The sequence below is a fragment of the Inquilinus sp. genome (assembly GCF_057815775.1).
In genome coordinates this window covers 1-12939 of the sequence record NZ_JBYRFX010001155.1, presented here as the reverse complement: position 1 = coordinate 12939, position 12939 = coordinate 1, and the positions used below count along the sequence as shown (strand labels likewise).

Sequence of the window (12939 nt, the reverse complement as noted above, 5' to 3'; positions counted from 1 at the left end):
CCCTGCCGCTGTCGCGCCCGATCCTGGCGACGGTCGCGGTGTTCGCCCTGGTCGCCAGCTGGAACAACTACATGCTGCCGCTGATCATGTTCAATTCGCCGGAGATGTATTCCTGGCCGCTGGGGATCATGAACTACCAAGGCGAATATTCGACCGAATGGAACAAGATCCTGGCCTTCGTCACCCTGACCCTGGCGCCGGCGATCGCCTTCTTCCTGCTGGCCCAGCGCCACATCGTCGCCGGTCTGGCCGGCGGCGCGGTGAAGGGGTAAGGCTCCCGGCCGCGATAGCGAAACCCTGCCATTCCGGCGCCATCCCGAACTGGCCGCTGGACAACGGTTTTGCCGAACCCCAGATATCGGTCTGCAAAAGCCGGCGACGGTAACGATCCGCTGTTGCAGGCCGTAGAGGTAGAGCACGGGCGTGCCGCAGCCATATCGGGCGCGGTCGGCCCGATGCGAGGATGGAGCCGCGCATGCCAGATTATCGCAAGACCGCCGAAGCCGTCGCCGCCTTGACCCCGGAACAATATCGCGTCACCCAGGAAAGCGGCACCGAGCGCCCGGGAACCGGCCCCCTCCTGGACAACAAGGAACCCGGCATCTACGTCGACATCGTCTCCGGCGAGCCGCTGTTCGCGTCGTCGGACAAGTTCGAATCCGGCTGCGGCTGGCCCAGCTTCACCAAGCCGATCGAGCCGGCCCATGTCGAGGAGCTGAAGGACTCCAGCTACGGCATGATCCGCATCGAGGTGCGGTCGAAGTTCGGTGACAGCCATCTCGGCCACGTCTTCCCCGACGGCCCGGTGGATCGCGGGGGATTGCGCTATTGCATCAACTCGGCCTCGCTCCGCTTCGTCCATCGAGACCAGATGGAGGCGCAGGGCTATGGGGCCTATCTCGACCAGGTGGAGGACATTCGATGACACAGGAACGCGCGGTTCTGGCCGGCGGCTGCTTCTGGGGCATGCAGGATCTCATCCGCCGCTATGACGGGGTGATCTCCACCCGCGTCGGCTATTCCGGCGGCGACGTGGCCAACGCCACCTATCGCAACCACGGCACCCATGCCGAAGCGATCGAGATCGTCTTCGACCCGGCGGTCATCCCCTATCGCCGGCTGCTGGAGTTTTTCTTCCAGATCCACGACCCGACGACGCTGAACCGCCAGGGCAACGATCGCGGCCTGAGCTATCGCTCGGCGATCTATTACACCAGCCCGGAGCAGAAGCGGGTGGCGGAAGACACCATCGCCGATGTCGACGCCTCGGGGCTGTGGCCGGGCAAGGCGGTGACCGAGGTCGCGCCGGTGGGGGATTTCTGGGAGGCCGAACCCGAGCACCAGGATTATCTGGAGCGCATCCCCAACGGCTACACCTGCCACTTCATCCGGCCGAACTGGGTGCTGCCGGTGCGGAAGCCGGCGGCGTCCGACGCCGCGGAGTAAAGCGGTCCGGCCTGTGCCGAAGGCGGCTGCAGGCTGACCGGTGAAGCATCAGGGACAGGGCATCGGCAGGCACGATGGCGTGCCCTGTCCCTGACGCGTGCCGGTGACGGTCGCCAGCATCCGCAGCCGGCTCAATTGCCCTCCAGGAGCAATTGGGCTTCCAGACGATTCAGGTCCCTATAATATCGCGTGTACACAGGAGAGCTGCGCGGGAGGCCGCGGAGTTCGTTGGCGGACAATCTCAGGATCAGCCTCTCCATCTGGGACGTGACCGACCTTGTGATTTCGAGCGCCTCGGCCTCCGGCACGTCACGGTTGCGGAGATCCAGGAACCGACTTTTAACAACGCCTTCCAGTATCTTGCGGAAGCCGGAGATCATTTTGGGGTCCGGATTCGGGACCGCCGGGCTTTGCAGATCGGAGAGGAGCCTGCCTGCTTCGGCCTCCAGGTCGTTCCGAAGTCTAGCCTGCTCTTCTTCGACGAACCTCCGCCCGGAAGCCTGGCCCGAAACGGGTGCCTGAGGCAGAGGCGCGCCCTTGCTGTCGACGTCGGCAATGCTCATCAGCACATCGATATGTTCCCTGAGGTCCTGGATGGCCTCGGCCCTCTGTTCATCCGGGCGGCGGAATATGGTGATGTTCCGCTCCTCCTTGAAAAACTCGAAGAGCTTGGTGTGCAGGTCCAGATTTTCGAGGCCTGTCCGCGGCGGCGGGGGCGCATCCGAAGATGCGGCGGTGTTTCCGGGCACTGTCGGGTCGACGATCTTGTCCAGTTTCGTCTCGATCTGTCGGCACATCGAGTCGACGACTTCCTTCAGCTCCGGGGCAGGGCCCTGGTTCCCGCTCAATGACAGGAACGTGCGGAGAAGCCCCTGCATCCTGATGTCGTCTTCATTCTTGACGTCGATCAGGTCGCTGCGAGGTTGCGGCCCAGGCACCGGCTGTGCGGTGACGGGTGCTCCTGACCTTGCGGACGGATCGTTTTCGTTTGCGCTGGGGTCGTAATAAAACGGCTCGATAATCCGATATTCTCTTTCGATATCGTCGAGCGCGCGCCTGATGCTTCTTTTTGCCTCGGCAATTTCGTAGAGGACATCTTGGCTTTCTTTCCAGCCGTCAAAAAATCTATCCATAATTTTGGAGTATTCAGCAACAATCTCCAGGACTTCGGCTCGGTTTTCATTGGGTCTAGATTTATCGATATTCGCCAGTTTGCTGGATAGATCGCGATTGAGTTGATTGTCAAAAATGTCCTTCAGTTCTTTTTCGAACCGAGCCGCCTCCAATGGATAGTCCGCCTGGAAGCCACTGACCTGCGTCTTGATCGCCTCTTTTTTGGCGGCCTGCCAGTTCGCGGCCAGTTCCACCCCGGTGGCAACAGGGTTCCGGTCCAGGCGCGAGCCCGTTGCCGACTGGAGGGCCTCCACGGCCCTGTTGTACCGGTCCTGCGCCATGGTCGTGACCTTTGCCATCCAGCCAAGGCCGAAGGATGTCAGCGCACTGTTTCCAGGCCGATCCGTCATCTGTTGCTCTCATCAGAAGTGTCAGAGGTCCGGTAGCCGGACACGACATTGCATTCATGACATTTAGGGCGAATGCTGCCGATATGCCGATGCAATGACGGCATGGGGCCATGCGCGGGCGGTGATCGGACGGGGCCGCGCCCGTTTGGCCAGCAAGCCATCATGTCGGGACCAGACGCGGCCGCGCCTACCCCGCCGGCTTGTAGGTCAGGAAGCGTGCCGTGCGGCGATAGCCGATGCGGGCATAGACCGGGGCGCCGGCATCGGTGGCGTGCAGGATGGTCCGGGTCAGCCCGGTCGCCTGATGCGCCGCCTGCAGGGCGTAGCGGACCACGGCCTCGCCATAGCCCTTGCGCTGCGCCGCCGGCCGGGTCGCCACCAATGCGAGATACAGCCGCCCCTTATGGGGCACGGCCGAGGCAGCGGAGACCGGGTGCCCATCCTCGTAGCCGAGAAAGCTGAAGGCCTCATTGGTCCACAAGCGCTGCCCCTTCAGCCCGGCGCGGCCCGATTCCAGCGGGAAGCCATAGCCTTCGGAGTTGATGTCGGCATAGGCCTGCAGCGCTGCCGCATCGGTCACGCGCCGGATCTTCAGCCTGGGATGGGGCGGTGCCTGCAGCGGCAGGATGTCGCCGGCCATCCCGGTGATCGGCAGGGCGAAGTCCAGCCCGGCCCGGGCGACGGCCGCGGTCAGCCTGCCATGGGCGGTGCCGGTCAGATACTCCTCGCAGATATAGATCAGCCCGGCCTTGGTCTTGCGCCGGACATAGCGTGCCGCGTCGTCGATGCGGGTCTGCAGCACCTCGGCGTCGGCGATCTGCTCGGTCAGGAACACCGCGTTCCAGAACGGGAACGGGCTGTCGGCCCAGCTCAGCGACAGGCCCGGCCCGTCGGTGGTGTCGGCGCCTGGGCGGTCGGCGACCAGCGCCTTCCAGACCGAGGCATAGTGCTCGAGCGATTCGACGGCTTCGGGGTGCGGCATGGTCGGCTCCGGCGATGGCGCCGCCCCGATCGATAGGGGCGGCAGGATCGCGGAAGCCTCGGATTTCAATGCTACGGGGCGATGTCGGGGATGAGCCGGTGCGTTACTGCGGTAATCACAAAAGACACTCAGACCGGCCGGTCGCCCAGGATGGTGGCGCGGTGCATCACCCGCCGGTGCGGCAGGTAGTCGGCCAGGGCGTAATGCTGGGTGCAGCGGTTGTCCCAGAAGGCGACGTCGCCCGGCTTCCAGCGCCAGCGCACGGTGAATTCCGGCTTGGCGACATGGTCGAACAGAAAGCGCAGCACCGCGTCGCTCTCCTTGGCCGAGAAGCCGACGATGCGGGTGGTGAAGCCTTCGTTGACGAACAGCCCCTTGCGGCCGGTCGCCGGGTGGGTGCGCACCACCGGGTGGATCACCGGCGGGTTCTTGTCGCGCGCGATCTGCCAGCGTTCGCGCTCCTCCGGCGCGGTGAAGCGCTCCGGCGGGAAGGACCGGGCGAAGTCGTGCAGCGCGGTCAGCCCGGTCAGGAAGGCCTGCCAGGCCGGCGCCAGGGCGTCGAAGGCGGCGCTGCTGCTGGACCAGCTGGTGTCGCCGCCCGACGGCGGCAGGTCACGCGCCGCCAGCACCGCGCCCATCGGCGGCGTCTCGATGAAGGTGACGTCGGTGTGCCAGTTGTCGTTGTCCGGCTGGTTGTCCGGATGGGTGTCCAGCACGATGATCTCGGGCACGTCGGCGACATGCGGATAGACCGGGTGGACATGCAGCGCGCCGAAGCGGGCGGCGAAGTCGCGATGCGCCGCCGGGGTCAGGTCCTGGCCCTCGAAGAACAGCACGTGATGCTGCAGCAGGGCGCGGTTGATGGCGGCGACATGGGCCTCGCCCTGCGGCTGGGCCAGGTCGACGCCGCGCACCAGGGCGCCGATCGTCGGGTTCAGCGGCTGGACGGACAGGATGGTCGACAGGCTGTCGGGCATGGCGGCGGTCCTCCCGATGGTTGAGGTCGTGTTGGTATCAGATCCGCCCGTGCCAGGGCGTCAGGCGGCGTTGCAGCAGGCGCAGCAGGGTTTCCATCGCGAAGGCGACGGCGGCGATCACCAGGATGCCCAGGATCACAACGTCGGTGACCAGGAATTGCGCCGCACTCTGGATCATGAAGCCCAGGCCGCTGGTGGCGGCCACCAGCTCGGCCGCCACCAGGGTCGACCAGCCGACGCCCAGGCCGATGCGCACCCCGGTCAGGATTTCCGGCAGCGCGTTCGGCAGGATGACGTGGCGCAGCAGCTGGGCCTTGGTGGCGCCCAGGGCACGGGCGGCGCGCAGCCGGTCAGGCGGCACCGCGCGCACCCCTGACGCGGTCGAGATCGCGATCGGGGCGAAGATGGCGAGGAAGATCACCAGCACCTTCGACGCCTCGCCGATGCCGCACCAGATGATGATCAGCGGCAGGTAGGACAGCGGCGGGATCGGCCGGTAGAACTCGATCAGCGGGTCGAGGATGCCGCGCGCCACCCGGCTGGTGCCGATGGCCAGGCCGACCGGCACCGCCACGACCAGGGCCAGCGCCAGGGCGGCGAACACCCGGCCCAGGCTCGCCGCCAGGTGCTGCATCAGCGTCGCATCGGCGAAGCCGGTGGTGGTGACGGTGACCAGCTTGTGCAGCACCGCCTGCGGCGTCGGCAGGAACAGCGGCGGGACGAGGCGGAGGTTGGAGACGAGCCCCCAGGCGAGCAGGAGGCACACCACCGTGGCCAGGCTGATCAGCCGCGTCCCGCGGCTCATTCTCTTGACGGGGGGCCGCTGCGGCACCACCCCCTTGCGAACGGGGTCGGACGCCGGCGGCTGGAGCACGAGATCGGACACTCAGGCCGCCTCGCGTTCGAAGATCTGGTCCATCACCCGCTCGCGCAGGGCGATGAAATCGGGGGCGGATTTGATCCGGCGGGCCGGTTCGCCGGCACAGTAGCGGCGGCCGAAATCCAGCGTCAGCTCCTCGACGATGCGGCCGGGCCGGGGCGACATCACCACCAGCCGGGTCGCCAGGAACAGCGCTTCCTCGATGCTGTGGGTGATCAGGAACAGGCTCTTGCCGGTGCGGTGCCACAGGTCCAGCAGCAGCTCCTGCATCCGCTCCCGCGTCATCGCGTCGAGCGCGCCCAGCGGTTCGTCCAGCAGCAGCACCTGCGGGTCTGCCGCGAGCGCCCGGGCCAGGCCGACACGCTGGCGCATGCCGCCCGACAGCTCCCACAGCCGCTGGTGCTCGAAGCCTTCCAGCCCGACCAGCCGCAGAATGCGCCGGGCCCGGTCGTCGCGCTCGGCCGGGGGGATCCCGCGCAGCCGCAGCGCAAAGCCGACATTGCCCAGCACGTCAAGCCAGGGGAACAGGGCGTCATCTTGGAAGACGACGCCCCGCTCCACCCCAGGTCCGGTCACACGAACGCCGCCAAGCGTAACCGTCCCTGCCTCGGGGGCCAGAAAACCTGCCATCAGGTTCAACAGCGTGGTCTTGCCGCATCCCGACTGGCCGAGGGCGACGACGAATTCGCCCGGCTCGATCGCGAGGGTGATTCTATCGAGCGCGCGGATGTCGCCATCCGCAGCGGGATAGGTCACGGAAACGGCATTCACAGCCAGAACCGACATGGCGAGCCTCTCTGCGCCCTGTCTTCTCAGTTCGTCACCGGTGCTGCGGCAACGAAACGGGCATCGACGTAGGGCGCGTAGTCGGTCAACGCCTGGTCGATTTTACCTTGTTCCTGCAAAAACGTCGCGGTCGCGGTGATCGCCTTGACCGTGCCGCCGCCCAGAAGGTTCGGGCCGGCCTGTTCCGCCGCCACCGGGAACACGCTGCCCTGCAGCAAAGCGGGGATTTCCTCCGCCTTCGCGCCGGTCAGCCGGGCGATCTTGGCGACGTCGTCCGAATTCGCGGTCCACGCCTTCGGATCGGCGCGGTAGGCCGCGTATTCCTTCAGCGTGACATCGGTGAAGGCCTGCACCACTTCGGGATGCGCCTCGATCAGGTCGCTGCGGGCGATCCAGGCGTCAAAGGTCGGGGCGCCCCAGCCCGCCACCTCGGTCGAGGTGACCAGCACCTTGCCGGTTTCCTTGGCCTTGCCCAGCGCCGGGTCCCAGACATAGGCGGCGTCGATGTCGCCGCGCTGCCAGGCGGCCGCGATCTCCGGCGGCCGCAGGTTCAGGATATGGACCGATTTCGGGTCGATGCCCCAATGCTTCAGCGCCGCCAGCAGGCTGTAATGCGTGGTCGAGACGAAGGGCACGGCGACGGTCTTGCCGAACAGGTCGGCCGGCTTGTCGATGCCGGCGCCGTTGCGCACCACCAGTGCCTCGGCGGCGCCGATCTCGGACGCGATCAGGATGGTGCGGATCGGCAGCTCCTGGCTGGCCGCCGCGGCCAGCGGGCTGGAGCCGACATAGCCGATCTGGATGCCGCCGGAGGCGATGGCGGCGATGACGTCGGCGCCGTTGTCGAATTTCCGCCAGGCGATGCTTTGGCCGGTGGCCTTCTCATACAGGCCGTCGACCTGGGCGACCTTCGAGGGCTCGACCGTGGTCTGGTAGCCGATGGTCAGGGTGTCGTCGGCGCGGGCGAAGTTGCTGAGGACGATGGTGGCGGCGCCGGCCAGCAGGGACCATCGGAGGATTTGGATAAGCATGGCAGTCCTTGGACGATAAAGGCGCGCTCACAGGCCGGTCGCGCAATGCGCGGATCAGACGGCCGGGGCACCGGATGAACGGGGAAAGACGGGATCAGACCGTGCGGCGACAGCGACCGGAAGGGCGGAACTGCGACATGGACATCGACTCCTCGAGACCACGAACCCGGTCGTGGCGCTTAGCGTTTGGTGACGCGGCGCAAGCTGCACGGAAAATTGCCGCGGGCGGTTCCGGATGGCACCGAACAGGACAGAGATTTTCACGGCTCGCTGGGTCAAGTCAACAGAATTAAACATCAACATACGTTGTTGGTGAATTAAAGAACATAGAAATTAAGTTATTAATGAAACCCTGATTCCCCTGTGGCCTCGCTCCGTCTATGGTCCGGCCATGCCCCAAGCCGCCAACCCCAAGCTGCCGATCGCCCTGCTCGCCGTGACCGGTCTCGACCGGCCGGTGGCGCTGCGCCGCAACGCCCGGGCGCGGCGGCTGTCGCTGCGGGTCGACCCGGCGCTGGGCGAGGTGGTGGTGGTGGCGCCGCTGCGGGTCTCGGCCCAGGTGATCGCCGATTTCGTCACCCGCCATGTGGAATGGGTGCGCCGCCGCCGCGCCGCCATGCCGGTGCGGACTCCCTTCGCGCCGGATGTCGAGATCCCGATCCTCGGCCTGCCGCATCGGATCGTGCATGACCCGGCGGCTAGCCGTGGTGCGCGACTCGCCCAGGGCGAGCTGCGGGTCGGCGGCCCGGCGGAGCATGTCGGTCCCCGCGCGCTGGCCTGGCTGAAGGCGGAGGCGCGGCGCCAGCTGCTGGTCCGCAGCCGGGCGGCGGCGCTGCAGCTCGGCGTCCATGTCGCCGCCGTGACCGTGCGCGACACCCGCAGCCGCTGGGGCAGCTGCGCCTCCAGTGGCCGCATCAGCTATTCCTGGCGCCTGCTGCTGGCGCCCGAAACCGTGCTCGACTACGTCGTGGCGCATGAGGTCGCGCATCTTGTCGAGATGAACCATTCGCCGCGATTCTGGGCGGTGGTCGACCGGCTGCACCCGGATGCCGATGGCTGCCGCGCCTGGCTGAAGGCCAAGGGGCAGGACCTGCATCTCTATGGCTGAGAGGTCTGTCGGGGCCGGGGGCGCGCAGCCCTCGATCATCATCGCCGTGGTGCTGACGCTGCTGACCGGCTTCGGCCCGATGTCGACGGATCTGTACCTGCCGTCGCTGCCGGCGCTGGTCACCGCCTTCGGCAGCGACATCGCCACCGTGCAGTTGACCCTCAGCGGCTTCCTGGTCGGCTTTGCCGTGGCGCAGCTGGTCTACGGCCCGTTGTCCGATCGCATCGGCCGGCGGCCGGCGATCCTGGCCGGCGTCACCATCTTCACCGCCGCCAGCATCGCCTGCGCCCTGGCGACTTCGATCGAGATGCTGATCCTGTGCCGCTTCCTGCAGGCGCTCGGGGCCTGCAGCGGCCCGGTGCTGGGCCGTGCGGTGGTGCGCGACCTGTACGGTCCCCAGCGGTCGGCCCGCATCCTGGCCTATATGTCGATGGCGATGGCGCTGGCCCCGGCGATCGGGCCGATGATCGGCGGGGTGCTGCAGCAGGCCTTCGGCTGGCAGGCGACGTTCTGGCTGCTGGTCGGCTTCGGCGCCCTGATGTTGGCCTCGGTGGCCGGCCTGCTGGCCGAGAGCAACCGGCACCGCGATCCGCTGGCGACCAGCCCGGCCCGGCTGGTGCGCAACTACGGCGCGCTGCTGCGCCACCGCCGCTATGTCGGCTACGTCCTGGTCGTCGCCTGCAGCTACAGCACGATCTTCGCCTTCATCTCCGGCTCGTCCTTCGTGCTGTCCGGCATGCTCGGCCTGTCGCCGCCGGCCTATGGCGCCTGCTTCGGCACGGTCTGCGTCGGTTATATCTGCGGCACCTTCGGCTCCGGCCGGCTGACGCTCAGGCTCGGCATCGACCGGATGATCGCGACCGGAACGGCGGTGATGCTGGCCGGCGCCGCCGTCATGGCCGGGCTGGCCGCGGCCGGCGTGTTCACCGTATGGGCGGTGGTCGGGCCGTTCTTCGTCGTGATGGCCGGCGTCGGCCTGACATTTCCCAACGCCATCGCCGGGGCGATCGGGCCGTTCCCGGCCATGGCCGGCACCGCCTCGGCCCTGATGGGCTTCACCCAGATGACGCTGGCGGCGCTGGTCGGCATCGCCATCGGCCATGCCACCGGCCTGGTCACCGGTGCGCTGCCGATGGCGCTGATGGTGCTGCTGACAGCGCTCGGCGCCCTGGCGGCGTTCCGGCTGCTGGTCAAGTCTTCGAGCGCACCGCCACCCGGAACGGCCTGATCTCGATGTTCCGCCACACCCCGCCGGTGACGTAGGGGTCGGCGGCGATAATGGCGTCCAGCGTTGCGCGGTCGGGCACCTCGTAGATGACGGTCGAGCCGATCATCCGGCCTTCATCGTCCAGGATCGCGCCGCCGGCGATGATCACGGCCTCCTCGGCCATCCGGCGGGCGCCGACGAGATGCGCCTCGCGCACCGCCTGGCGCCGGGCCGGGGCCTCGGCATCGGTGCCGTCCAGGACCGTCACAAGGAACTGCATCGCATCCTCCCCCGTATCGTCCGGCACCGATCATAGCGTCGTTCGGCCCGGTCGCAACCGGCCGGGCGATCTGCTAGGCAGGGGCAGGATATCCGGTTGGAGAGACGAGATGAAGGTCGACGGGCTGGCAGCGGTGGTCACCGGGGCGGGATCGGGCATGGGGGCGGACACCGCCCGGGCCCTGGCCGCCGCAGGCGCCAAGGTGGCGCTGCTCGACCTCAACCGCGACGCGGCGGAGGCGGTGGCGCGTGAGATCGGCGGCCTGGCCGTCGCCTGCGATGTCGGCGACGGCGACTCGATGGCGGCTGCGCTCGACCAGGCCCGCGCGGCGCATGGCACCGCCCGCATTGCCGTGGCCTGCGCCGGCATCGCCCCCGGCGCCCGGCTGCTCGGCCGCGACGGGCCGCACGACCCGGCCCTGTTCGAGAAGGTGATCCGCGTCAACCTGCTTGGCACCTTCCACCTGCTGCGCCTGTCGGCCGCGGCGATGGCGGCGGAGGAGCCGCTGCCGGAGAGCGCCAGCAGCTCCGGCGAGCGAGGCCTGATCATCGCCACCGCCTCGGTCGCGGCCTATGAGGGCCAGGTTGGCCAGGTCGCCTATTCCGCCTCCAAGGGCGGGGTGGTCGGGCTGACCCTGCCGGCGGCGCGCGAGCTGGCCAAGAGCGGCATCCGGGTGATGACCGTGGCGCCGGGGCTGATCGGCACGCCGATGATCGCGGCGATGCCGCAACAGGTGCAGGACAGCCTGATCGCCACCACGCTGTTCCCGCACCGCCTGGGCCGGCCGGACGAATTCGCCCAGCTGGTGCTGCACATCGCCGCCAACGAGATGCTGAACGGGTCGGTCATCCGCCTCGACGGCGCCGTCCGCCTGGCGCCGCGATGAACCCCGCCGACGACGACATCCCGGCCTTCGGCGCCCCGCCCTCGATCGAGGACCTGATCGTGCTGGCGGAGGAAGGGTTCGAGCGGGTGCCGGCGCGGCTGCGCGCCATGGTCCGCGGCGTTGCCATCCAGGTCGTCGACTTCCCGGATGACGAGACCCTGGCGGAGATGGAGATCGAAAGCCCGTTCGACCTGCTCGGCCTCTACACCGGCGTGCCGTTCGGCCAGAAGACCTTCGCCATCGCCACCCGGCCGGACATGATCTTCCTCTACCGCCGGCCGATCCTCGACTATTGGTGCGACACCGGCGAAGACCTCGGCCATGTCGTCCGCCACGTGCTGATCCACGAGATCGGCCACCATTTCGGCTTCTCCGACGACGATATGGAGGCGCTGGAGCTGGAGGCGGACGAGGGAGACCGTTGATAATGCTACTGGCGCGGCCGTCTGACGGCGGTTTCTGCGCTTCCGGTGCTCACGGACCCAAACGTCCGCTGCGCTCCGGTTCTCGAAACCACCGCCAGCCGACTCACGCCAGCGCATTCTCAATCGGTCTCCGCCCTTCGAAGGGTGTCCGAGCCCTTTTTGGGTTCGCCGAAGCCGCGGCTACCCCTCCAGCAGATGACCCAGGGCGCGCAGGGGCCGCAGGCGGTCGCAGACGATCTTGGTGATGGCCAGCATCGGCACCGCCAGGATGGCGCCGGGCACGCCCCACATCCAGTACCAGAAGATCAGGGCCAGGATTACCGCCACCGGGTTGATGGTGAAGCGGCGGGCCAGCACCATGGGCGTGAACCATTCGCCCTCGGCGACATGGATGCTGAGATACAGCGCCGCCGGCAGCACCGCCAGCCAGGCCGGCCCTTCGGCGATCAGCCCGACGCCCAGGAACAGCAGCACGCCGAAGATCGGGCCCAGGATCGGCACGAAGTTCAGGCAGAAGGCGACGACGCCCCACAGCACCGGCGCCGGCACGCCGCAGGCCCACATCACCAGGGCGGTGGCGGCGCCGACGATGGCGTTGATCACGGTCACGGTCAGCAGATAGGCCGACAGGTCGCGCTCGATCTGCTGCGAGATCGACACCGCCTCCCGCTTCTCCATGAAGTTCGGCAGGATCTCGACGAAGCGGCGCAGGAAGGTTTCGCCGAACACCAGCAGGTAGAACAGGATCAGCAGCGTCTCGAACAGATGCGAGGCGATGGTGCTGGTGCCGGCGAAGATCGTGCTGACGATGCCGGTCGGGTTCTCCAGCAGCGATCCGGCGTTGCCGAACCGCACGCCCATCTGTTCCAGCCGTTGCTGCAGGTTGTGCAGCGGGTCGGCCAGGAAGGCGAACTTCGCCTGGATCTCCGGCCATTCGGTCGACAGGTTGCCGGCCCAGGTCGCGGCCGGGCTGGTCAGCAGCGTGCCGATGCCGACGAAGATCGCCATCAGCACCAGGATCGCCGCCAGCGCGCCGATCGCCTTCGGCACCCGCACCCGCTCCAGCAGCCGGACCAGCGGCTGCAGCAGCAGCTTCAGCACCAGGGCCAGCACGACCGGCAGCACGATGTCGCGGGCGATCGACAGGCAGGCCAGCACCGCCACCAGGCACAGGATGCCGAGGAAGATCGTCTTGGGGTCTTCCGGCAGCGGCATCTCCGGCAGGTGGCCATTGTGGCTGTCGGGGCCCGAAGGCTCGGAAGGGGCGGCGAGGTCAATGCTCATCGGGCGATCCTGCGACGAAACCGGCGGCGGCGATACGGGCTAGCCCGCCAGGGCAGCCGCGGCTCTAACCCGCAGAACGGGCAGAAGTTCATCCTCGAACCACGGATGGCGCTTCAGCCAGCCG

Annotated in this window: 14 protein-coding genes and 1 pseudogene; 7 read left to right on the top strand and 8 right to left on the bottom strand. The window is 67.7% G+C overall.

Annotation, left to right across the window (positions count from 1 at the left end):
* The 3 genes and pseudogenes from AC3XYG_RS40990 to msrA form a co-directional block, all read left to right on the top strand.
* A pseudogene (locus AC3XYG_RS40990) lies at nt 1-272 on the top strand (carbohydrate ABC transporter permease); the annotation flags it as partial.
* Between the two features lie 203 nt (nt 273-475).
* A complete protein-coding gene (gene msrB / locus AC3XYG_RS40985; RefSeq protein WP_489145678.1) occupies nt 476-925 on the top strand; it encodes a peptide-methionine (R)-S-oxide reductase MsrB in 450 nt (149 codons plus the stop codon).
* Nucleotides 922-1446 (top strand): peptide-methionine (S)-S-oxide reductase MsrA, encoded by a 525-nt coding sequence (msrA, locus tag AC3XYG_RS40980; protein WP_489145677.1) that lies wholly within the window; start codon nt 922-924, stop codon nt 1444-1446. The genes msrB and msrA overlap by 4 nt, the downstream gene beginning before the upstream one ends.
* Before the next feature lie 131 nt (nt 1447-1577).
* Here the strand turns inward: msrA and AC3XYG_RS40975 are convergent, their stop codons facing one another.
* From AC3XYG_RS40975 to tauA, 6 genes are all read right to left on the bottom strand, one after another.
* Nucleotides 1578-2969, bottom strand: coding sequence for a hypothetical protein (locus tag AC3XYG_RS40975; RefSeq protein WP_489145676.1), 1392 nt, complete (start codon nt 2967-2969; stop codon nt 1578-1580).
* Between the two features lie 187 nt (nt 2970-3156).
* On the bottom strand, nt 3157-3951 hold the full coding sequence (locus AC3XYG_RS40970; RefSeq protein ID WP_489145675.1) for a GNAT family N-acetyltransferase: 795 nt from the start codon (nt 3949-3951) through the stop codon (nt 3157-3159).
* A gap of 128 nt (nt 3952-4079) precedes the next feature.
* Nucleotides 4080-4928 carry a taurine dioxygenase gene (tauD, locus tag AC3XYG_RS40965; protein WP_489145674.1) on the bottom strand — a complete coding sequence of 283 codons (849 nt, stop codon included), beginning with the start codon at nt 4926-4928 and terminating at the stop codon, nt 4080-4082.
* Nucleotides 4929-4965: 37 nt separating this feature from the next.
* On the bottom strand, nt 4966-5733 hold the full coding sequence (gene tauC, locus AC3XYG_RS40960; protein ID WP_489145673.1) for a taurine ABC transporter permease TauC: 768 nt from the start codon (nt 5731-5733) through the stop codon (nt 4966-4968).
* An 81-nt stretch (nt 5734-5814) separates the two neighbouring features.
* On the bottom strand, nt 5815-6594 hold the full coding sequence (gene tauB / locus AC3XYG_RS40955; protein WP_489145672.1) for a taurine ABC transporter ATP-binding subunit: 780 nt from the start codon (nt 6592-6594) through the stop codon (nt 5815-5817).
* Nucleotides 6595-6620: 26 nt separating this feature from the next.
* The gene (tauA, locus tag AC3XYG_RS40950) at nt 6621-7625 is read right to left on the bottom strand and encodes a taurine ABC transporter substrate-binding protein (protein WP_489145671.1); all 1005 of its coding nucleotides are present in this window, start codon (nt 7623-7625) and stop codon (nt 6621-6623) included.
* 391 nt (nt 7626-8016) lie between these two features.
* Between tauA and AC3XYG_RS40945 the strand changes: the two genes are divergently transcribed.
* Both AC3XYG_RS40945 and AC3XYG_RS40940 read left to right on the top strand, forming a co-directional pair.
* The gene (locus AC3XYG_RS40945) at nt 8017-8733 is read left to right on the top strand and encodes a M48 family metallopeptidase (RefSeq protein ID WP_489145670.1); all 717 of its coding nucleotides are present in this window, start codon (nt 8017-8019) and stop codon (nt 8731-8733) included.
* Nucleotides 8726-9961, top strand: a complete 1236-nt coding sequence (locus AC3XYG_RS40940) for a multidrug effflux MFS transporter (protein ID WP_489145669.1) — start codon at nt 8726-8728, stop codon at nt 9959-9961. Before AC3XYG_RS40945 ends, AC3XYG_RS40940 begins: the two co-directional genes overlap by 8 nt.
* Here the strand turns inward: AC3XYG_RS40940 and AC3XYG_RS40935 are convergent.
* Complete coding sequence (locus AC3XYG_RS40935; protein ID WP_489145668.1) at nt 9924-10220, bottom strand: YciI family protein; 297 nt, start codon at nt 10218-10220, stop codon at nt 9924-9926. The two genes, AC3XYG_RS40940 and AC3XYG_RS40935, sit on opposite strands and share 38 nt — an antisense overlap.
* 109 nt (nt 10221-10329) lie before the next feature.
* Here AC3XYG_RS40935 and AC3XYG_RS40930 point away from each other — a divergent pair, with 109 nt between their 5' ends.
* Both AC3XYG_RS40930 and AC3XYG_RS40925 read left to right on the top strand, forming a co-directional pair.
* Nucleotides 10330-11106, top strand: a complete 777-nt coding sequence (locus AC3XYG_RS40930) for an SDR family NAD(P)-dependent oxidoreductase (protein ID WP_489145667.1) — start codon at nt 10330-10332, stop codon at nt 11104-11106.
* Nucleotides 11103-11531 carry a metallopeptidase family protein gene (locus tag AC3XYG_RS40925; RefSeq protein WP_489145665.1) on the top strand — a complete coding sequence of 143 codons (429 nt, stop codon included), beginning with the start codon at nt 11103-11105 and terminating at the stop codon, nt 11529-11531. Before AC3XYG_RS40930 ends, AC3XYG_RS40925 begins: the two co-directional genes overlap by 4 nt.
* A 180-nt stretch (nt 11532-11711) precedes the next feature.
* Here the strand turns inward: AC3XYG_RS40925 and AC3XYG_RS40920 are convergent, their stop codons facing one another.
* Nucleotides 11712-12815 carry an AI-2E family transporter gene (locus AC3XYG_RS40920; protein WP_489145664.1) on the bottom strand — a complete coding sequence of 368 codons (1104 nt, stop codon included), beginning with the start codon at nt 12813-12815 and terminating at the stop codon, nt 11712-11714.
* Between the last annotated feature and the right edge of the window lie 124 nt (nt 12816-12939).